This window comes from Paraburkholderia sp. SSBN10T (assembly GCF_056619545.1).
The window spans coordinates 203,110-224,027 of the sequence record NZ_JBWQQI010000012.1 but is presented as its reverse complement, the minus strand read 5'-3'; the positions used below and the strand labels follow the sequence as shown (position 1 = coordinate 224,027).

At 64.0% G+C, this 20,918-nt stretch carries 19 protein-coding genes; 10 read left to right on the top strand and 9 right to left on the bottom strand.

Annotation, left to right across the window (positions count from 1 at the left end; all coding sequences use genetic code 11):
• Nucleotides 1-599: 599 nt before the first annotated feature.
• On the bottom strand, nt 600-1,667 hold the full coding sequence (gene purM / locus AC1ECK_RS20070; RefSeq protein WP_480321950.1) for a phosphoribosylformylglycinamidine cyclo-ligase: 1,068 nt from the start codon (nt 1,665-1,667) through the stop codon (nt 600-602).
• A gap of 142 nt (nt 1,668-1,809) precedes the next feature.
• Here purM and AC1ECK_RS20065 point away from each other — a divergent pair, with 142 nt between their 5' ends.
• From AC1ECK_RS20065 to panB, 7 genes are read left to right on the top strand one after another with little or no spacing between them, the layout of a single operon-like run.
• Nucleotides 1,810-2,886: an AI-2E family transporter gene (locus tag AC1ECK_RS20065; RefSeq protein WP_480321949.1), complete on the top strand. Its 1,077-nt coding sequence runs from the start codon at nt 1,810-1,812 to the stop codon at nt 2,884-2,886.
• Nucleotides 2,887-2,946: 60 nt separating this feature from the next.
• A complete protein-coding gene (gene hda, locus AC1ECK_RS20060; protein ID WP_480321947.1) occupies nt 2,947-3,699 on the top strand; it encodes a DnaA regulatory inactivator Hda in 753 nt (250 codons plus the stop codon).
• A complete protein-coding gene (locus AC1ECK_RS20055; protein WP_480321945.1) occupies nt 3,692-4,378 on the top strand; it encodes a histidinol-phosphatase in 687 nt (228 codons plus the stop codon). Before hda ends, AC1ECK_RS20055 begins: the two co-directional genes overlap by 8 nt.
• On the top strand, nt 4,375-5,964 hold the full coding sequence (gene pcnB / locus AC1ECK_RS20050) for a polynucleotide adenylyltransferase PcnB (RefSeq protein WP_480321943.1): 1,590 nt from the start codon (nt 4,375-4,377) through the stop codon (nt 5,962-5,964). The genes AC1ECK_RS20055 and pcnB overlap by 4 nt, the downstream gene beginning before the upstream one ends.
• 48 nt (nt 5,965-6,012) lie before the next feature.
• Entirely contained in the window at nt 6,013-6,570 is a 558-nt protein-coding gene (gene folK / locus AC1ECK_RS20045) for a 2-amino-4-hydroxy-6-hydroxymethyldihydropteridine diphosphokinase (protein ID WP_480321941.1), read from the top strand.
• Nucleotides 6,567-7,295 carry a deoxynucleoside kinase gene (locus AC1ECK_RS20040; protein ID WP_480321939.1) on the top strand — a complete coding sequence of 243 codons (729 nt, stop codon included), beginning with the start codon at nt 6,567-6,569 and terminating at the stop codon, nt 7,293-7,295. Before folK ends, AC1ECK_RS20040 begins: the two co-directional genes overlap by 4 nt.
• A gap of 37 nt (nt 7,296-7,332) precedes the next feature.
• Entirely contained in the window at nt 7,333-8,148 is an 816-nt protein-coding gene (gene panB, locus AC1ECK_RS20035; protein ID WP_480321937.1) for a 3-methyl-2-oxobutanoate hydroxymethyltransferase, read from the top strand.
• A 114-nt stretch (nt 8,149-8,262) separates the two neighbouring features.
• On the opposite strand, the gene AC1ECK_RS20030 is transcribed toward panB, so the two are convergent.
• The 5 genes from AC1ECK_RS20030 to grpE form a co-directional block, all read right to left on the bottom strand.
• Nucleotides 8,263-10,341: a chorismate-binding protein gene (locus AC1ECK_RS20030; protein ID WP_480321935.1), complete on the bottom strand. Its 2,079-nt coding sequence runs from the start codon at nt 10,339-10,341 to the stop codon at nt 8,263-8,265.
• Between the two features lie 28 nt (nt 10,342-10,369).
• Nucleotides 10,370-11,509 carry a molecular chaperone DnaJ gene (gene dnaJ / locus AC1ECK_RS20025; protein WP_480321933.1) on the bottom strand — a complete coding sequence of 380 codons (1,140 nt, stop codon included), beginning with the start codon at nt 11,507-11,509 and terminating at the stop codon, nt 10,370-10,372.
• A gap of 265 nt (nt 11,510-11,774) precedes the next feature.
• Nucleotides 11,775-13,739 (bottom strand): molecular chaperone DnaK, encoded by a 1,965-nt coding sequence (gene dnaK, locus AC1ECK_RS20020; RefSeq protein ID WP_480321931.1) that lies wholly within the window; start codon nt 13,737-13,739, stop codon nt 11,775-11,777.
• Between the two features lie 152 nt (nt 13,740-13,891).
• The gene (locus AC1ECK_RS20015; RefSeq protein ID WP_480321929.1) at nt 13,892-14,032 is read right to left on the bottom strand and encodes a hypothetical protein; all 141 of its coding nucleotides are present in this window, start codon (nt 14,030-14,032) and stop codon (nt 13,892-13,894) included.
• A gap of 45 nt (nt 14,033-14,077) precedes the next feature.
• Nucleotides 14,078-14,671, bottom strand: coding sequence for a nucleotide exchange factor GrpE (grpE, locus tag AC1ECK_RS20010; RefSeq protein WP_480321927.1), 594 nt, complete (start codon nt 14,669-14,671; stop codon nt 14,078-14,080).
• Nucleotides 14,672-15,020: 349 nt separating this feature from the next.
• Between grpE and AC1ECK_RS20005 the strand changes: the two genes are divergently transcribed.
• Nucleotides 15,021-15,182 carry a hypothetical protein gene (locus tag AC1ECK_RS20005; RefSeq protein WP_480321925.1) on the top strand — a complete coding sequence of 54 codons (162 nt, stop codon included), beginning with the start codon at nt 15,021-15,023 and terminating at the stop codon, nt 15,180-15,182.
• Here the strand turns inward: AC1ECK_RS20005 and AC1ECK_RS20000 are convergent.
• The 3 genes from AC1ECK_RS20000 to hrcA all read right to left on the bottom strand — a co-directional run bounded on the left by AC1ECK_RS20000 (nt 15,154) and on the right by hrcA (nt 17,934).
• Entirely contained in the window at nt 15,154-15,561 is a 408-nt protein-coding gene (locus AC1ECK_RS20000; RefSeq protein WP_480321923.1) for an RNA-binding S4 domain-containing protein, read from the bottom strand. The two genes, AC1ECK_RS20005 and AC1ECK_RS20000, sit on opposite strands and share 29 nt — an antisense overlap.
• A 61-nt stretch (nt 15,562-15,622) precedes the next feature.
• A complete protein-coding gene (hemH, locus tag AC1ECK_RS19995; protein WP_480321921.1) occupies nt 15,623-16,693 on the bottom strand; it encodes a ferrochelatase in 1,071 nt (356 codons plus the stop codon).
• Between the two features lie 221 nt (nt 16,694-16,914).
• Nucleotides 16,915-17,934, bottom strand: a complete 1,020-nt coding sequence (gene hrcA / locus AC1ECK_RS19990) for a heat-inducible transcriptional repressor HrcA (protein ID WP_480321919.1) — start codon at nt 17,932-17,934, stop codon at nt 16,915-16,917.
• A 316-nt stretch (nt 17,935-18,250) separates the two neighbouring features.
• On the opposite strand from hrcA, the gene AC1ECK_RS19985 reads away from it, so the two are divergent.
• On the top strand, nt 18,251-19,153 hold the full coding sequence (locus AC1ECK_RS19985) for an NAD kinase (RefSeq protein ID WP_480321917.1): 903 nt from the start codon (nt 18,251-18,253) through the stop codon (nt 19,151-19,153).
• A 54-nt stretch (nt 19,154-19,207) separates the two neighbouring features.
• Nucleotides 19,208-20,914 (top strand): DNA repair protein RecN, encoded by a 1,707-nt coding sequence (gene recN / locus AC1ECK_RS19980; RefSeq protein WP_480321915.1) that lies wholly within the window; start codon nt 19,208-19,210, stop codon nt 20,912-20,914.
• Nucleotides 20,915-20,918: the final 4 nt, after the last annotated feature.

Here is a 20,918-nt window from a genome sequence, read left to right as displayed (position 1 = left end):
TTCCCACCTTAGTGACACAGCGCTCATCCACCCCACTCCGCACTGCGTGCGTCGCGGATGGGTCTGCATGGGAAAGCGGGTTTGCCTGAGAAAGCGGGCCTGTCAGGGAAAGGGGGCTATCAGGGTTTGAGGCCAATGGTCCGGTCGTGCAGCGGCACCAGGAACAATGGGATGGACTCCTCCTCACCTGGTTGGCACTCGGCATCAGCGACGTGGTTGACCGGTCGGCACGCCGCCGGCGCTACCGTACCGATAGCGGGCAAGCTAAAGATCGCTGGAATACCTACGGAGTATGCAGAAAGCGTTATGCCCCTCGGCGGGGCGCGCAGCGCAACGCTGGAACGAATGAGTGCCTTGTCACTAAGTAGGGTGGTGCGAGGGCCGGTCCTCGTGCGCACCACTCCGCGGCGGCCTGAGTGGTGGACACCTAAGAGCTAGCGGTTGTCAGCCCGCTTTCTTTTGCCTACTTTTCTTTGCGGCGGCAAAGAAAAGTAGGTGCCGCCCCGCACAGGGGCAACGCGAATAAACCAATAACACAGCAAGGAAAGGCCAAAACAGCAAGAACAACAACCAAAGCGCCGCACAGGCAAAAAAAAGCCTCAAACAACCACAGTCTGCGCCTCACCCTCAGCACTATTCCGAACAGTACCGATCTTCCAAACCTGCTCACCGGCGGCAGCCAACACCCCAACAGCCTTATCAGCATCCTCAGCCGCGACAATCACAGCCATGCCAATCCCGCAATTGAACACCCGATGCATCTCAGCATCGGCAACACCGCCATGCTTCTGCAACCACGAGAACAGCGGCGGCAGCGGCCAGGCCCGATGATCCAGTTCGGCCGTCAAGCCAGCACGCAAAACCCGCGGAATGTTCTCCACCAGCCCGCCGCCGGTGATATGCGCCATGCCCTTCACGGAAATCTGCTCCATCAACGACAGCAACGGCTTCACATAAATATGCGTAGGCGCCATCAGCGCATCGGCAAGCGAGCGGCCATCGAAGTCAGCCGAAAGATCCGGCTGCGCCCGCTCGATAATCTTGCGCACCAGCGAAAAACCGTTCGAATGAATGCCGCTCGAAGCCAGACCCAGCACAACATCACCCGGCGTAATCGTGCTGCCGTCGATAATCTTGCTCTTTTCGACCGCACCCACCGCAAAACCAGCCAGATCGTATTCGCCGTCGGGATACATGCCCGGCATTTCCGCCGTTTCGCCGCCAATCAGCGCACAGCCAGCCAGTTCGCAACCCTGTGCGATACCCTTCACCACCGTCGCGGCAGTGCCGACATCGAGCTTGCCGCAGGCAAAGTAGTCGAGAAAGAACAGCGGCTCGGCGCCCTGCACCAGGATATCGTTGACGCTCATCGCCACCAGATCCTGACCTACCGTATCGTGCTTGTTCAGATGAAACGCCAGCTTCAGCTTGGTGCCCACGCCGTCCGTGCCCGAGACCAGCACCGGTTCGCGGTATTTTTTCGGCACCTCGAAGAGCGCGCCAAACCCGCCGATGCCACCCAGCACACCGTCACGCAACGTCTTTTTGGCAAAGGGCTTGATCGCGTCGACAAGGGCGTCGCCCGCGTCGATGTCCACGCCGGCGTCGCGATACGACAGACCTTGGGCCGACTCAGTTGAATGCTGGGCGGATTTCGGTTGATTCATGGGGAAGAGCTCGAAGGTCGGTAAAATGCGATTTTACCCGATGCCGATCCAGAGTTGACGCTTTAGCGCTTACTCTGGTCCCATACAGAGCTGCCGGCCGCCTGGCTGGACTTTCCCCGCGCAACACCTCAGGAAACCCATTTTGCAGCAGAACTCCTCGATTCTGACACCGTATCAGCGCCGCGCCTTCGTCTGGGTCGCCATCGCGCTCGGCCTCGGCATCCTGCTCTGGCTGCTCAGCCCAGTGCTCACGCCGTTCCTGCTCGGGGCGATCCTCGCCTACATCCTGCAACCGGGCGTTGCGTGGCTGGTCCGGCGGCGCGTGCCGCGCGGCCTCGCCGCCCTGTTGATGATGCTGGTCTTCACGCTCCTGCTCACCATCATGATCCTGCTCGTGCTGGTGGTGATCCAGAAGGAGGGCCCGCAGCTCAAGCAGCAGGTGCCGGTACTGTTCGCGCACGTCAGCGCCTGGCTGCAACCCAAGCTCGCCCTGCTCGGCCTCGCCGATTCGCTCGACTTCGCCAGCATCCGCGACCTCGTGATGGGTCAGCTCGAAGGCAGCGCCCAAACCGTCGCGCTCTATGCGTGGACTTCGATCCGCACCAGCGGCAACGTGATGATCACCTTGATCGGCAACGTCGTGATGGTGCCGCTCGTGCTGTTCTACCTGCTGTACGACTGGAACCGCATGCTCGAGCGCGCCGAAAGCTTCGTGCCGCGCCGCTGGCTCGCCAAGACCGTGCAGCTCGCCCGCGACATGGATCAGATGCTCTCGCAATACCTGCGTGGCCAGTTGCTTGTCATGGGCGTACTCGCCGTGTTCTACGCGGTCGCGTTGACCATCGCCGGCTTCGAGATCGCGCTGCCGGTCGGTATTTTTACCGGCGTGGCGGTCTTCATTCCCTATATCGGCTATGCCACAGGTCTCGCGCTGGCGCTGCTCGCAGCGCTGCTGCAATTCGGCGACTGGTACGGTTTTGGCGCGGTCGCCATCATTTACGGTGTCGGACAGATTCTCGAGAGCTTCTTCCTGACGCCGCGCCTCGTCGGCGAACGGATCGGCCTGCACCCGCTCGCCGTGATCTTCGCCTTGCTCGCGTTCGGCCAACTGTTCGGCTTTTTCGGCGTATTGCTGGCGCTGCCCGTTAGCGCGATCCTGTCGGTGGCCCTGCGCGAGCTGCGGCAAGGCTATCTGTCGAGCACGCTCTACAAGAACTGACTATTTACCGGCTAACTCGCTCACCGACTGCTAGCGGTTCCATTTCCGGCTTCTACTACTGTGCTTCGTCAACTGACGCTCGATCTCGGCACCCCGCCGCCATCGACATTCGACAATTTCTTCGCCGGCGCCAACGCCGAGCTGGTCACGCGGCTGCGCGAGCTGGAAGGCGCGCTTGCGGCCGGCCCCGTGGCCGACCGCAGCTTCTACATCTGGGGCGAGGCCGGCAGCGGCCGCACCCACCTGTTGCAGGCGCTGGTCCATGAGGCGCAGCCCGGGCACGCCCGCTTTGCAAGCCCGCAGAGCAGCCTCGCCGCCTTTGCCTTCGATCCGCGCATCGCGCTATACGCGATCGACGATTGCGACGGCCTGTCCGGCGCACAGCAGATCGCCGCGTTCAACCTCTTCAACGAAGTGCGCGCCCACCCCACCAGCGCGCTGGTGGCGGCCGGCAATGCCGCGCCGATCGGGCTGGCGGTGCGTGAAGACCTGCGCACGCGGCTCGGCTGGGGTCTCGTGTTCCATCTCGCGCCGCTGCCGGACGAAGGCAAGGCCGCCGTGCTCAAGCACGCCGCCCGCGAACGCGGCATCGCGCTTGCCGACGACGTGCCGGCCTATCTGCTCACGCACTTCCGGCGCGACATGCCGAGCCTGATGGCCTTGCTGGACGCGCTCGACCGCTTCTCGCTCGAACAGAAACGGGCGGTCACCCTGCCGCTGTTGCGCACCATGCTGGCATCCCCGGCTGGCACTGAAGAATTGAGAACGGCAACCGTTTCACCCGCTTCAAGTAAAATGAGCCCCCATGGCTAATCTCGCTCTCTTCGACCTCGACCACACGCTCATCCCCACCGACAGCGACCACGAATGGGGCCGCTTCATGGTGAAACACGGCATGGTCGACGCCGAAAATTTCGCGCGTGAAAACGACCGCTTCTTTGCCGACTACAAGGCCGGCAAGCTCGATATTCACGCCTACCTCGTCGCCATGCTGACGCCGCTCGCAAAGTACTCGCGCACGCAGCTCGCCGAGTACCACCAGATGTACATGCACGAAGTGATCAAGCCCGCCATCGTGCCGGCCGCGCTCGAACTGGTGCGCCGGCACCGCGATGCGGGCGACCTGTGCTGCGTGGTCACCGCCACCAACGAATTCATCACCGGCCCGATCGCCGCCGTGTTCGGTGTCGACAAGCTGATCGCCTGCGAAGCGGAAACCGTCGACGGCCAGCCGCACTCGGACTACACCGGCCGTCCCACCGGCACGCCCAGCTACAAGGAAGGCAAGATCGTCCGTACCGAGGCCTGGCTCGCCTCGCTCGGCAAGACATGGTCTGACTTCGAGCACAGCTATTTCTATAGCGATTCCCACAACGACATCCCCCTGCTCGAAAAGGTCACCGACCCGATCGCGACCAATCCGGACGACACGCTGCGCGCCCACGCGCAAGCACACGGCTGGCGCATCCTAGAACTCTTTCAACCCACGTGATCAAAAAACTTATCCGCAAACTGTTCGGACAGGATCCGGCACCCGCTGACGCTACCGCACCCTCCGAAGCAGACCAGGCTGCACGCACGCAAGCCGGGGCCGCCCGCAGCGATGCCACTCCCGCCAAACCGCGCCGCAAGCCCGCCGCGCGCGACACCGCCAAGGCCGCACGCGATCCGGAAGCGCCGGTGATCATTTCCGCGGATGTGCACGGCATCAACCCCGCGCTGATCTCGCGCAATGCCATTCGCGTCACCGAAGGCCTGCAGCAGGCCGGCCACCGGGCGTTTATCGTCGGCGGCGCCGTGCGCGACCTGCTGCTCGGCATCGCGCCGAAAGACTTCGACGTCGCCACCGACGCCACCCCCGAACAGGTGCAGAAGCTGTTCCGCCGCGCGCGCATCATCGGCCGGCGCTTCCAGATCGTGCATGTGCAGTTCGGCCAGGAAATCATCGAAACCTCGACGTTCCGTGCGCTCGTCGATCCGCCCGCGGCCGACGCGGCGCCGCCGCGGCGCCTCAAACGCGACGAGCTCGATCGCCGCACTCACGCCGTCGACGCGAGCGGCCGCGTGCTGCGCGACAACGTCTGGGGCGAGCAGCACGAGGACGCCACCCGCCGCGACTTCACCATCAACGCGATGTACTACGATCCGGCCACGCAGACCGTGCTGGACTATCACAACGGCATGGCCGACATGCGCACCCGCCTGTTACGCATGATCGGCGACCCCGCCACGCGTTACCGCGAAGATCCGGTACGCATGCTGCGCGTGGTGCGTTTTGCCGCCAAGCTCGGCTTCGAGATCGAAGACGCCACGCGCGCGCCGATCAAGGAGATGGCCGACCTGATCAACAACGTGCCGGCTGCGCGTCTGTTCGACGAAATGCTCAAGCTGTTGCTGTCGGGCCACGCGCTCGCCTGCCTGCAACGTCTGCGCCAGGAGGGCCTGCATCACGGCCTGTTGCCGCTGCTCGACGTGGTGCTCGAACAGCCGCATGGCGAGAAATTCATCACGCTCGCGCTCACCAATACGGATAAACGCGTGCGCGCCGGCAAGCCGGTCTCGCCGGGCTTCCTGTTCGCCACGCTGCTCTGGCACGACGTGCAGCAGCGCTGGCAGGCATTCGAGGCGCAGGGCGAATATCCGGTGCCCGCGCTGCACCGCGCGATGGACGAGGTGCTCGACATGCAGACCGAGAAGCTGGCGATCCACAAGCGCTTCTCGTCGGACATGCGCGAGATCTGGGGCCTGCAGCTACGCCTCGAAAAACGTTCGGGCCGCAGCGCGCTGAAGCTGCTGGAACACCAAAGATTTAGAGCGGGGTATGATTTCCTCCTGTTGCGCTGCGAATCGGGCGAACTCGAGGAGTCGGTCGGTGCGTGGTGGACGGAGTTCATCGACGGAGACGCCGCTGCGCGCGAGACGCTGCTCACGCAAGGCGGGAGGGACCGGAGCCCCAAGAAACGCCGGCGGCGCAGTAGCAGCGCCAGAAACCGCAAGCCGGGCGACGGAATGGAGGGCGGTGCAGCCGTGGACCGCGCAGCAGACGACGTGAGCCATGGCGGCTCGCACGAAGACTGACGCGGCCGCGTTGCGGGCCGTCGAACGATAGTCGCAGGAAGTGATGCCATGACGGTTGCTTATCTCGGCCTCGGCGCAAATCTCGGGGACGCGCGCCAGACCCTGAAAGACGCGGTGGTGTGCCTCGCTCAACAGCACACCATCACCGTGCTCGCCAAGTCGAGCGTGTATCGCACCGCCCCGATCGACGCGGGTGGTGACGACTACTACAACTGCGTCGTGAAGCTCGAAACGACGCTGCCGGTTCGGCATTTGCTCTCGCTGTGCCACAAGATCGAGCTGCACTTCGGCCGCGAGCGGCCGTTTCGCAACGCGCCCCGCACGCTCGATCTCGATATCCTGCTCTACGGCGATCACTCGATCGACGAACCCGATCTGATCGTGCCGCACCCGCGTCTCATCGAGCGCGCGTTCGCTCTGGTGCCGCTGGTCGAACTCGACCCGGCTCTCACGATTCCCCAGCACGGCCGCGCGGACGCGTTCCTCACGGCCGTCGCCGATCAGCGCATCGAAAAGATGAGATCGCCGTGCCAGTGCCCGGTGCTCAATGCGCTCGGCGGTGGCGACAGGGAAGCCACCAAGGTCACCAAAGGCCCTTGCTCATGAACGCCTCCCCGCTGACGGTCACGGCGCCTCAGCTACACCCGCCGTTCCGCTACATTGCGATTGAAGGGCCGATCGCCGTCGGCAAGACTTCACTGGCGCGCCGTCTGGCCGAACGATGGTCGATGCACGCGTTGTTCGAGCGGCCCCAGGACAATCCGTTTCTCGAGCGCTTCTATCGCGACACCGCCCGGTACGCATTGCCCGCGCAACTGCATTTCGCGCTGCAGCGTGCGCAACAGGCACAGGAGGTGATGGCGCTGTACGCGTCCGGTACGCCCCTGATCGCCGATTTCATGACGCAGAAAAACGAGATCTTCGCGCGGCTCACGCTGCCCGAAGACGAATGGCAACTGTACCGCGCGCTCGCGAGGCGCATCGACGCGGGCACCGATCCCCAGGCGCCCCGAGCGGGCGCAGCGGGCAACCCGGGCGCGGCACCGGCACCGGATTTCGTCGTGTACCTGCAAGCCAGCCCGGAAGTGCTGTTCGCACGCATCCAGCGGCGCGCCGTACCGATGGAACTGCAGATTTCGGATGCGTACCTGCACGCCCTGTGCGATGCGTATAACGAGTTTTTCTATCACTACGACCGCACCCCTGTGCTGACGGTCAACGCCGAACACCTGAATCCGCTCGACTCGGACGCGGACCTTGCACTGCTCGTCGAGCGCATCGGGACGATGCGCGGGCGCAAGGAATACTTTGTCAAAGGCACCTCGCTTTAAGCGACGTCGCCGTCCTCTTTCTTCAACGGATGACCTCATGACCTATTTGCAGGAAACGAGCCGCAACGCCATTACGGTACCGAAGCTGCAGGCGATGCGTGATGCCGGCGAGAAGATCGCCATGCTCACCTGTTACGACGCGAGTTTTGCGGCGCTGCTGGATCGCGCGGGGGTCGACGTATTGCTGATTGGCGACTCGCTGGGCAACGTGGTGCAAGGCCAGACCACGACGCTGCCGGTCACGCTCGCCGAGATTGCTTATCACACCGCCTGCGTGGTGCGGGCGCGGCCGTCGGCGCTGGTCGTTGCCGACCTGCCGTTCGGCACCTACGGCACGCCGGAGGCGGCGTTCGCCAGCTCGGCGGAATTGATGCGCGCCGGCGCCCAGATGATCAAGCTGGAAGGCGGCGAGTGGCTGGCCGATACAGTGCGCTTCCTGGTGGAGCGGGCGGTTCCGGTGTGTGCTCACATCGGCCTCACGCCGCAATCGGTGCACGCGTTCGGCGGCTTCAAGGTGCAGGGCAAGACGGAAGCCGCCGCCAGCCAGTTGCTGCGCGATGCGCTCGCCGTCCAGCAAGCGGGCGCGCAACTGCTGGTGATGGAAGCGATCCCCACCCTGCTCGCCGCCGAAGTGACCAAACAGTTGCGGATTCCCACCATCGGCATCGGCGCGGGCGTGGATTGCTCGGGTCAGGTGCTGGTGCTGCACGACATGCTGGGGATTTTCCCCGGCAAGCGGCCGCGCTTCGTGAAGGATTTCATGCAAGGGCAGCCGAACATCGGCGCCGCCATCGAGGCGTATGTCCGCGCCGTCAAGGATGGTTCGTTTCCGGGACCGGAACATACGTTTTGAGATCGCTGCCGGGCGACCGCCGCGGTCGCCCATCGAGGTAACGCATGTCGAAATACTGCGGCACGCGTGTGATCTACCAGGACTAACCGCGGCTCATGTGAGCCGCGCCGTACGCTACAGGACGCGCGCCTGCACGGCGCCGCGCAAGGCGTTGCAAACGAGCAGCGCCTCGCCATTCAGGATGTCGGCGCGCGTTAGCACACGCTCAGCCGCATTTAGATCCGCATCTTCCAGCAGCACGCCGCGCATCACGCCAGGCAACACCCCCGACGACAACGGCGGAGTCCACCAGCGTCCGGCCAGCTTCACGAACACATTCGAGCGGCCGCCTTCCGTCAATTCGCCGCGCTCATTGAAGAACAACGTGTCGAAGGCGCCGAGCGCCTCCGCATTGCGCCAACCGCGGTCGTAGTCCGCGCGGCGCGTGGTTTTGTGACGCAACAGCGCATCGCCGGCCTGGGTCGCGGCGAAGCCGTGATCCGGTGCGAGCAGCACGCCGACTACGCTGTCGGCGAGCGGCGTCAATGGTGCAGCGCTAAGTTGCACGGCGCCGCTCTTGGCGAGCGCGAGCCGCACGCGATGCGGCATTCCCGCCGGGAGTTCCGCGCACTGCGCTTCGACGCGCGCCCGCAAGCCGGCTTCGTCGAAACGGAAACCGAGCCATGCCGCGCTCGTCGCGAGCCGCGCGAGATGGCGTGCAAGGTGCCGGACGCCGTCCTCATGCGTCGCGTACATTGTCTCGAATAGCTCAAAGCCGGGATCGGCATCGGTCAGGAAGCTGGCTTTCAATTGGCACTCCGCATATTCATCGGCAGCGACACTATCCAGTACGATCCCCGCACCCACGCCCATGCTGCCCCGGCGCTCGCCGGCGCTGCGCGCCGGCGCATCGAGCACCAGGGTTCGAATCGCGACGGACAGGCAGAAATCGCCGCAAGCGTTCTGGGTTGCGTTGGACAGAGCGGGAGCGCTCGTCTGGGACAAGCCTTCCGGCAGATCCGGGGAGCCGGGGGCGGCCGCTACGTCTGCTACGGCCGCTGCGTCGAGCCAGCCGATCGTACCGGTATAGAGGCCGCGCGGCGTGCTTTCGAGCGTGTCGATCAACTGCATCGTGCGATGCTTCGGCGCCCCGGTGATCGATCCGCAGGGGAACAAGGCGCGCAGCATGTCGGCAAACGAGGTTCGCGCGCGTAACGTCGCTTCCACCGTCGACGTCATCTGCCACACCGACGCATACGGCTCGACCGAAAACAACGCCGGCACCTTGACCGAACCTGTCTCGGCGACCCGCGAGAGGTCGTTGCGCAACAGGTCGACGATCATCACGTTTTCGGCGCGATTCTTGGGATCATTGGCAAGAAATTCCGCAGCGCGCCGATCGGCGACGGAGTCGTGCGGCGCACGCGGCGCGGTGCCTTTCATGGGACGCGCGCGCAGCCTCGCCCCCGCCTTCTCGACAAACAGCTCCGGCGAGCACGACAGCACCCAACGGTCGCCGGGCAACGCGATCAGCGCGCCGAACGGAACCGGCTGCCGCTCCCGCAGACGCCGGTACAGCCCAGCTGGCGTGCCAAAAACATCGAATCCGAGCCGGTAGGTGTAGTTGACCTGGTAGGAATCGCCGATCCGCAGCGCTTCATGGATCGCGCCGATCGCTGCTTCGAATTGCGCCCGATCGACGCTGCTGCGCACGCCAGCCGTCCCGGCCACTGACGGCTGCGCGGCGCCGCCGTCGCATTGCATCAGCCATGCATCGGCTTCGTCACGCGAGAGCTTCTCGCAGCGTTCGAACAATAAAAAACGCAGCGTGGCATCGCCACACTGCGTTTTCTGTTCACAAACCGACTCGCTATCGGGTAAAGGCGAGGCGTCGCCCGGCGAAGCGTCGCCCGGCGAAACCTCATCGCGGCCCGAAGCCAACCCCTCGCGAGGCCGCGGCTGCCCGGCACACCCGGAGGTCTCTGCCGCACGCTCCAGTACAAGCTGACGGCCGAACTCATAATTGCCCAGCACCACAGCGTGCAAACCACGACGCAGATCGGCCGCGACGGCAGCGCACACCGCATCGAGCTGCGCCTCGTCCGCGCAGACCCGTTCATGCAAAAACCGCGTGTAGAGACGGCTCGAGCGCCGCGCCGCCGTCGCGTCGCAATCGTCGAGCAATGCGAACACGGCGCCGCGATCATCAACCATCTTGCCTGCCGCCGACTTCAAACTGCCATTAATCGAAGAAGCTCTTCACGCGATCAAACCAGCTCTTGCTTTGCGGACTATGGCGCGCACCGCCCTCGACCAGCGATTTCTCGAACTGCTGCAGCAACTCGCGCTGCGGCTCAGTGAGCTTGACCGGCGTCTCGACCTGCACGTGCACGTACAGGTCGCCGGCAATGCTCGAACGCAGCCCCTTGATGCCCTTGCCGCGCAGACGGAACGTCTTGCCCGACTGGGTGCCTTCCGGCACGGTGAAGCTCGCGCGGCCCGCCAGCGTCGGCACTTCGATCTCGCCGCCGAGCGCCGCGGTGGTAAACGGAATCGGCATCTGGCAATGCAGGTCGTCGCCGTCGCGCTCGAACACCGAGTGCTGCTTGATATGAATCTCGACGTACAGGTCACCCGACGGACCGCCGTTGATGCCCGGCTCGCCGTTGCCGGCCGAGCGGATGCGCATGCCGTCGTCGATACCTGCCGGAATCTTCACTTCCAGCGTCTTGGTTTCCTTCACCTTGCCCGCGCCGTGGCAATGCACGCAAGGCTCGGGAATGTGGCTGCCGGTACCGTGACACTTCGGGCAAGTCTGCTGGATACTGAAAAAGCCCTGCGACATCCGCACCGAACCCGCGCCGTTACAGGTGGGGCAGGTTTCCGGCTTGGTGCCGGGCTTCGCGCCCGAGCCATGACAGATTTCGCACGATACCCAGCTCGGCACGCGGATTTGCGTGTCGTAGCCGTGCGCGGCCTGTTCCAGCGTGATTTCCATGCTGTAGCGCAAATCAGCGCCGCGATACACCTGCGGACCGGCACGGCCACCGCCGCGCGCGGCGCCGCCGGCCGCCTGGCCGAAAATGTCGCCGAAAATATCGCCGAATGCATCGGCAAACCCGCCGAAGCCCTGGGCGCCGGCGCCGCCCATGTTCGGGTCGACGCCTGCGTGGCCGTACTGGTCGTACGCCGCACGCTTCTGCGAGTCCGACAGCATTTCATAGGCTTCCTTCACCTCTTTGAAATGCTCTTCCGCATCCTTGTTGCCCGGATTGCGGTCAGGGTGATGCTTCATCGCAAGCTTGCGATAAGCCTTCTTGATTTCGTCGTCGCTCGAGTTCTTTGCGACGCCCAGAACCTCGTAGTAATCCCGTTTCGCCATATCGGTTCAACGCCCTCCGCGCAGCAAGGCACGGCGGCTCCTCTTGAATGCTGGAGTCTCGCGACTCGTCCGGCCGCCGCTCGCCCGTCATTTATACGGTTCGAGCAACGCCTCCATAAAACAAATGTGCCCGGAGAGCCCAAAAGGCTCACCAGGCGCGATAACCGCTTTGCAGGCTGACGCACCCGAAACGGGTGCAGACCGTTTTTCTGCCAGGCCGCACACATTGCTGTGTGCGGCTTTACGGTCAAATTGCAACCTGGCTTTAGTCCTTCTTCACTTCCTTGAATTCGGCGTCGACCACGTCGTCTTCCGGCTGGCTGGCGCCACCGGCCGAAGCACCGCCGCCCGGTGCAGCGCCCGCGGCACCTGCCGCCGCGCCTGCTGCACCTTGCGCAGCCTGCATGTCGGCGTACATCTTTTCGCCGAGCTTCTGCGAGGCCGTTGCCACAACTTCGATCTTCGCTTCGATCGCCGCCTTGTCGCTCGAACTGCTCTTCAGCGTTTCTTCGAGGTCCTTCAGCGCAGCTTCGATCTTGTCCTTCTCAGCCGCGTCCAGCTTGTCGCCGTATTCGGTGAGCGCCTTCTTCGTGCTGTGCACCAGCGCATCGCCCTGGTTGCGGGCATCGGCCAGCTCACGCAGCTTGTGATCTTCTTCCGCGTTCGCTTCGGCGTCCTTCACCATCTTTTCGATCTCGGCTTCCGACAGACCCGAGTTCGCCTTGATGACGATGCGGTTTTCCTTACCCGTCGCCTTATCCTTCGCGCCGACGTGCAGAATGCCGTTCGCGTCGATGTCGAAGCTCACTTCGATCTGCGGCACGCCGCGCGGTGCCGGCGGAATGCCTTCGAGGTTGAACTCGCCCAGCAGCTTGTTGCCGGCTGCCATTTCGCGTTCGCCCTGGAACACCTTGATCGTCACGGCGCCCTGGTTGTCATCGGCCGTCGAATACACTTGCGCGTGCTTGGTCGGGATCGTGGTGTTCTTGTTGATCATCTTCGTCATCACGCCGCCGAGCGTTTCGATGCCGAGCGACAGCGGAGTCACGTCGAGCAGCAGCACGTCCTTGCGGTCGCCCGACAGAACCTGGCCTTGAATCGCGGCGCCCACGGCCACGGCTTCATCCGGGTTCACGTCACGGCGCGGGTCCTTGCCGAAGAATTCCTTAACCTTTTCCTGCACCTTCGGCATACGCGTCATACCGCCGACGAGAATCACGTCGTCGATCTCGCCGACCTTCACGCCCGCGTCCTTGATAGCCAGACGGCACGGTTCGATGGTGCGTTCGATCAGTTCTTCCACCAGTGCTTCGAGCTTTGCACGCGTAATCTTCAGGTTCAAGTGCTTCGGACCCGACGCGTCTGCCGTGATGTACGGCAGGTTGATTTCGGTTTGCTGGCTCGACGACAGTTCGATCTTCGCCTTTTCAGCCGATTCCTTCAGGCGTTGCAGCGCCAGCACGTCCTTCGACAGGTCGACGCCCTGTTCCTTCTTGAACTCGCCGATGATGTAATCGATGATGCGCTGGTCGAAGTCTTCGCCGCCGAGGAACGTATCGCCGTTCGTCGAGAGCACTTCGAACTGCTTTTCACCGTCGACGTCTGCGATTTCGATGATGGAAATGTCGAACGTGCCGCCACCGAGGTCATACACCGCGATCTTGCGGTCGCCCTTTTCGTTCTTGTCGAGACCGAACGCGAGCGCTGCGGCGGTCGGTTCGTTGATGATCCGCTTGACTTCCAGACCGGCGATGCGGCCGGCGTCCTTGGTAGCCTGACGCTGGCTGTCGTTGAAGTACGCGGGAACCGTAATCACCGCTTCGGTGACCGGCTCGCCGAGGTAGTCTTCAGCGGTCTTCTTCATCTTGCGCAGCACTTCCGCCGAGATTTGCGGCGGAGCGAGCTTCTGGTCGCGCACTTCGACCCATGCGTCGCCGTTGTCAGCCTTGACGATCTTGTACGGCATCAGGCCGATGTCTTTCTGCACTTCCTTTTCTTCGAAGCGGCGGCCAATCAGGCGCTTGACCGCATACAGCGTGTTGCGCGGGTTCGTGACCGACTGACGCTTCGCAGGCGCGCCGACGAGAATCTCGCCGTCTTCCATGTAAGCAATGATCGACGGCGTGGTGCGCGCACCTTCCGAGTTCTCGATCACCTTGACCGAATTGCCTTCCATGATCGCCACGCACGAGTTGGTCGTGCCGAGGTCGATGCCGATAATTTTGCCCATTTTCACTAATCTCCTGACTTTGATCGCTGCAGTAGGTTGCCTTGTGCCCTTCTGGCGGCAAGGCAACCCGCCTTCAATTCAAACCTGCACTCAACATAAGTGCGTCTGTATCGTTTTCAAGACCTTGAACCCAATACGGTCTTTAATTTTTTTCAATCGCCTGCAACTTCGGAATGGGTAGGGCCGCGATCGGCGCTGCCGGCTGCTGTGAGCGCCGCGTCGAACGAGTCGGCGCTCAACTCCTGCATCCCGAACACGGCAAAAGCCGTGGCGTCGACGGGAAGGTTGGCCATGATAGCGGGGTGCCGGCCCGGGAGCGCCTGAGCTATGCCTTACGCTTACTTCGGCTGGGAGACGGTGACAAGCGCCGGACGCAGGACGCGGTCGGCAATCACGTAACCCTTCTGCAGCACGGAGACGACTGTGTTCGGATCCTGCTCGGCCGGCACCATCGAAATAGCCTGGTGACGATGCGGGTCGAACTTCTCGCCGGCCGGCGGATTGATCGCGACCACACGGCCCTTCTCCAGCGCACCGCTCAACTGACGCAGCGTCAGTTCGACGCCTTCGCGAACCTTCTGCAGATCGTCGGACGAGTGGGCAACGGCCGCCTCGAGACTGTCGACCACCGGCAGCAGATGCTCGGCAAAGCTTTCGATGGCGAACTTGTGGGCCTTGGCGACGTCTTCCTGCGCACGGCGGCGCACGTTTTCGGTTTCGGCCTTGGCACGCAGGAAGCTCTCCTGCAATTCCGCGATCCTGGCCTGCGCTTCGGCCAGGGCGGCTTCGGCGCCAGCCGGCGCGGCAGCCTCAGACGCAGCTTCAGCCGGGTTGGCTTCCGGCTGGGCCGCGGCGGCCTCGGCGGCCTGGCGCGCGGCTTCTTCGGCGGACGTGGGATTCTGGCTCGTCGGATTCTCTTGCGTGTTTTCCATGTCGCTGAAAGTCTTTAAAAATTAAAAGCCAAAGGGTGGCCGCACGGGTTTCCGAGGGGCTCGCTCGAGCGTTGCGGAAACGCCACACACCACCGCTCATCGTCGCTGCAGTTGGGGGCTCAAACCACGATTTCAAGGCGTCAAAAGGAACTTTTTGCACCGCAGCAGTGCGGTAGAAATGCCTCGTTACAACCATTACTCTGACTTCATCAGAATGAGATTGAGCGTGCTCGTGGACTGACCTACACTCCAGTTATCGTCGGGAAACGCACGTTAACCCTAACCCGGCATATACCACTCCATCTAGCTCAACGCGCGGGTTCGTACTGCATCCTTTCGGGGGAGTACCGTGAAACTGACCTTTGCAATATCCGTGGTCGCCTTGGTGCTCATCGCGGGAACCACGACTATCTGCATGTCCGGCGCCGTCAACGACAATACGACGGAGTATGGCGGCGTGCATGCCACCATGGAACAACTGTTCAATCCCCACCTGAAAGTTTGTCGATAATGCGCCGGTCGCGCTTGGTCGGGCGCCCGTGCAAAGCGGCGGCCGGTTCGCGAAAAGTCTTGCGCCGCTCCTGCTCCACCTGCCGCTTCAGCTTGCTGTCCTCAGTCTCTGCATAAAGCGTCTGCGCCACACTCGCCGGACCGCGCACGTCGCACACGCCCAGCACCTCCACCTGCCAGACGATCCGTTCGATCTCGATCTCAACGAGGTCGCCCACCCGCACGTCCTTGGCCGGCTTGACCGCCGCGCCGGCAATCCGCACATGGCCTTTGTCGACGGCGTCGGCCGCGAGCGAGCGAGTCTTGAAGAAACGGGCAGCCCATAGCCATTTGTCGATGCGCAAACGCGCACCGGGTTCAGTTGAAATCTTGTAGTTCATCGGTCAGTCCGGCGCCGCAAGCGGCGCACCAAGCGCTTTGAAACGATGCCGCACGGAAAACTCACGCCGTCACCGCACCTTGCACAGCCGCTGCCTGCACCGGCCAGCCCTGCAGATTCTGGGCGACGATCTCGCCCAGCGCGGCAATCCAGGCCTGCGAGGCGTTCAGGCAGGGAATCCGGTGAAACTCCTTGCCGCCGGCATGCATGAACTCGTCGCGAACCTCCATACCGATTTCCTCAATAGTTTCGAGGCAATCGGCAGTAAAACCCGGACAAAACACATCCGCACGGCGCACACCCGCCGCGCCGAGCTCCTTCAGTGTCGGCGCAGTGTAAGGCTGCAGCCACTCGGCCTTGCCGAAGCGCGACTGGAACGTGACACGGCACTCCACCGGCGTCAGCTCGAGCGCCTGCATCAGCAGCGCGCCGGTTTGCTGGCACTGGTCGTGGTACGGATCGCCCAGATCGAGCGTGCGCTTGGGTACGCCGTGGAAACTCAGCACCAGCTTATCGCCGGCCGCGAAGTCCGGGCGGCCGTGCGTGTGCCAGTAATGGTGCACTTGCGCGGCCAGCGCCGCGATATAGGCGGGATGGTCGGCGTATTGGCGGATGGTGCGGATTTCCGGCTGGTTGCGCATGCGCTTGAGCGCGGAAAAAGCGTCGTCGAAGGCCGTCGCCGTGGTGGACGACGAGTATTGCGGGTACATCGGCACCAGCAGCACACGCTCGGCGCCGGCCAGCTTCAACTGGTTCAGCATGGCCGGGATGCCCGGCATGCCGTAGCGCATGGCGTACTCGACGATCACCGTGTAGTCGTTCACCTGCAGCAGATGCCTCAGCCCTTCCACCTGCTTCTCCGTGAACACGCGCAAGGGCGACCCCTCCGGCGTCCACACCGCGGCATATTTCTTCGCCGACGAGAGACCGCGCGACGGCAGGATCAAAAGCCGCAGGATCACCTGCCAGATGACGGCCGGAATCTCGACCACCCGCGGGTCGGACAGAAACTGCGCCAGATAGCGGCGCACGGCCCGCGGCGTCGGGGCGTCCGGCGTGCCTAGATTGATCAGCAAGACCGCAACACGATGGGATGTGGCGGGCTGCGAAGGCCGCTCTAGATCGAAACGCATAGGCAACAGGGTTGGCCGCGTGCAGCCGGGAAACGGTTCAGGTGGAACCCATTATAGCGGGGCGGTCCGCCACGCATACCTGGCCATTCGGCCGATTGGCAAGCTCCCCGCCGCCCTGCATCATTGACGCCATGGCGTTGCGGCACGGGCCGGGCGGTTTGCACCGCCGGCGGCGCGCCAGCGCGGGCGGCTAGCCGGCCGCCGCTCGCGAGAACCGGCGCTTACTGCTGGCTGAGCGTCAGCGAGAGCAGCCGTGCCGTAATGTCGACGATCGGAATCACGCGGTTGTAGGCCATCCGCGTCGGCCCGATCACGCCGAGCGTGCCGACGATCTTGCCGTTCACTTCATACGGCGCGGTCACCACGCTCATTTCTTCGATCGGCACGAGATTCGATTCGCCGCCAATGAAAATCTGCACGCCCTGGGCGTGACTCGATACGTCGAGCAACTGAAGGAGGCTGGTCTTTTGGTCGAATACATCAAACAGCTTGCGCAGCCGCGCCATGTCGGAGGACAGGTCGGCGACTTCGAGCAGGTTGCGCTCACCCGAGATCAGCACGGTCTCGCCGGTGTCGGCTTCGTCGGTGCTCGCCGTCACGGCGGCGTGCATCAGCGTGGTCATGTCGCCGCGCAATGCGTCGATCTCTTCGCGCAGGCGCCGGCGCACTTCGTCGAACGACAGACCGGCGAAGTGGGCATTGATGTAATTGGAGGCCTCCACGAGCTGCGACGGCGAAAAATCGCGCTGGGTAGCCATGATGCGGTTCTGGACGTCGCCCTCAGGCGTAACGATGATGAGCAGGATGCGCTTGTCGGACAGGCGCATGAACTCGATCTGCTTGAACACGTGGCTGCGCCGCGGTGTCAGCACCACGCCGGCAAACTGCGACAGGTTGGACAGCACGCTCGCTGCCGCCGCTACGATCTTCTGCGGCTCGCCCGCCTGCAGCGTGGTCTTGACAGTGCGCGTGACGGCTTCTTCGTCAGCGGCCGACTCCACCGTCAGCATCGTGTCGACGAACAGGCGGTACCCACGGGGTGTCGGAATCCGGCCCGCCGAGGTATGCGGACTGATGACGAGCCCCAGCTCCTCCAGGTCGGACATCACGTTGCGGATAGTCGCCGGGCTCAGCTCGAGGCCGGAGTAGCGCGACAACGTGCGCGAGCCGACCGGCTGACCCTCGGCGATGTAGCGCTCGATCAACGTTTTGAGGAGGGTTTGTGCGCGGGGATCTAGCATGACGGAAAATTTTAGCCTAACGACGCAACGACCGCGAGCGCTAACAATTCTAGCGTTTCTGGCCACCTTACCCGAGCAGCGCGGACCGGGTGGGCCGCCCACCGCCTCGCACAAACCCGCTACTGCGGAAAGTGCGGGTTCGGCACGGCCTACGCCGCCTCCAGTCCCACGCAATTTGCTTGCGGTCATCAGGACTTCACCATTCTAACGACAATCCTGCGCTGACCGGACGGCGTACCGCTCACCCGCCCCGCGCCCGCCACCCAAGTGGCCGCGGACGGTTCTTTTCAGCCCCCACCTATGGTGTAATGCCGGCATGCAAGTTACCAGCCAGTTCAAGACCGTCGCGCTCGTCGGGCGCAGCAATACGCCAGGCATCGGCGAGCCGCTGACCGCGCTTGCCTCGTGCATCGCCAGGCGCGGCTTCGAGGTGGTGTTCGAAGCGGAAACCGCCGCGGAAATCGGCGTGACCGAATACCCCGCCTTGCGCCCGGCGGAGATCGGCGCGCGCGCCGACGTGGCTGTGGTGCTGGGTGGCGACGGCACGATGCTCGGCATCGGGCGTCAGCTTGCGCCCTACCGCACGCCGCTGATCGGCATCAACCACGGGCGAGTCGGCTTTATTACCGATATCCCGATTTCCGACATGCAGGAAATCGTCCCGCAAATGCTCGGCGGCCACTTCGAGCGCGAGGAACGCATGCTGCTGGAAGCGCGCATCATGCGCGACGGCAATCCGATCTACCACGCGCTGGCGTTCAACGACGTAGTGGTGAACCGCAGCGGCTTCTCGGGGATGGCGGAACTGCACGTGGCCGTCGACGGCCGCTTCATGTACAACCAGCGTTCGGACGGGCTGATCGTCGCCACGCCGACGGGCTCGACCGCGTACGCCCTGTCGTCGTCCGGGCCTATCCTGCATCCGCAGTTGCAAGGCATCGTGCTGGTGCCGATTGCGCCGCACGCGCTGTCCAACCGCCCTATCGTGCTGCCGGACGACTCGAAGGTCAGCATCCAGATCGTCTCCGGGCGTGACGTGAACGTCAATTTCGACATGCAGTCGTTCACCGCGCTCGAACACGCCGACACGATCGAAGTACGCCGCTCGCGCCATACCGTGCCGCTGCTGCACCCGATCGGCCACAGCCATTACGCGACGCTGCGCAAGAAACTGCACTGGAACGAATACCCGTCGCACGAAGACGACATCAAGCCCTGAACGGATCCCGAGCACCTGGCCGCAGCCGGTAACCCAAGCCACCACAGAACCTCCATGCTTCGCCACCTCTCGATACGCGACTTCGTCATCGTCGCCGCGCTCGATCTCGAATTCGACAGCGGCTTTACGGTTTTTTCGGGTGAAACGGGCGCCGGCAAGTCGATCCTGATCGACGCCCTGGCGCTGGCGCTCGGCGCCCGCGCCGACGCCGGCGTCGTGCGCACCGGCGAAGCTCGCGCGGACATCACCGCCGAATTCGAAACCCACGCGCAGATCGACCAGTGGCTCGACGAGCAGGCATTCGCCACGCCGGGGTCCACGGGTGCCTCAAACGGCGCCGGTGCTGCAGACGGCGCCGACCCGCACGGCAACACCGTCATGCTGCGGCGCGTGGTGGATGCGAACGGCCGCTCGCGCGCCTTCATCAACGGCACCGCGGCGACGCTTGCGCAACTGCGCGAGGTCGGGGAAATGCTGGTCGATATCCACGGGCAGCACGCCCACCAGTTGCTGATGCGCCCGGACGCGCAGCGCGAGCTGTTCGACACCCACGCCGGCCTCGTCGACAAGGCCGCCGTCGTGAGCCGCGCATGGCGCGCGTGGCGCGACAAGGTGCAGGCGGTGGAAACCGCCAGGACGCGCGACCGCGAACTGCAGCTCGAGCGCGAGCGTCTCGCCTGGCAATTGGCCGAACTCGACAAGCTCGCCCCGCAACCGGGTGAATGGGAAGAGGTCAACGCCGAACACAATCGCCTGTCGCATTCGGCCAATCTGATCGACGGCGTGCAAGGCGCGCTCAACGCGCTATCCGAGTCGGACGAGGCGATGATCACGCATCTCGCGTCGATCGTCTCGAAGCTGCGCGACCTGGCGGAGATCGATCCCGCGCTGAACGACGCCCTCGCCGCGCTCGAGCCGGCCGAGATCCAGTTGCAGGAAGCAGCCTATTCGCTGAGCCACTACGCGCAGCGGCTGGAACTCGATCCTGAGCGCCTCGCCCAGATCGAGAAACGCGTCGACGCCTTGCATTCGGCCGCGCGCAAGTTCCGCCTGCAACCAGAAACGCTGCCCGAGGAACACGCGGCCCGGCGTGCGCAGTTGGCTGCGCTCGATGCCGCCGCGGATCTGGAAGGTTTGCACGCCGCCGAGGCGAAAGCGAAGGAAGCCTATCTGGCCGAAGCCAAGCTGCTCTCGAAGGCACGCGCCAAGGCAGCCAAGGCATTGGGGACGGCGGTCACGACCGGCATGCAGGAACTGTCGATGAAAGGCGGCAGCTTCGAAGTCGCCCTGGTCGCACTGCCGGAAGGCGGCGTACACGGTCTGGAGCAGGTCGAGTTCCGCGTGGCGGGCCATGCCGGCGTGCCGCTGCGGCCGCTCGCCAAGGTCGCCTCGGGCGGCGAACTGGCGCGCATCAGCCTCGCGCTTGCCGTGATCGCCAGCGCCGCCAGCCCGACGCCGACCCTGATCTTCGACGAAGTGGATACCGGCATTGGCGGCGGAGTCGCGGAAGTGGTCGGACGGCTGCTGCATCAGCTCGGGCAGGCTCGCCAGGTGCTGTGCGTGACGCACTTGCCGCAAGTGGCCGCGCGCGGCGACCATCATTTCCAGGTGGCGAAAGCGTCCGATAATAAAGGCGGCACGGTCAGCAGCGTGACCTCGCTCGACAAGACAAGCCGCATCGAGGAAGTGGCGCGCATGCTGGGCGGGCTGGAAATCACCGCGACCACCCGCAAGCACGCCAGGGAAATGCTGGCGGCATAGGCCG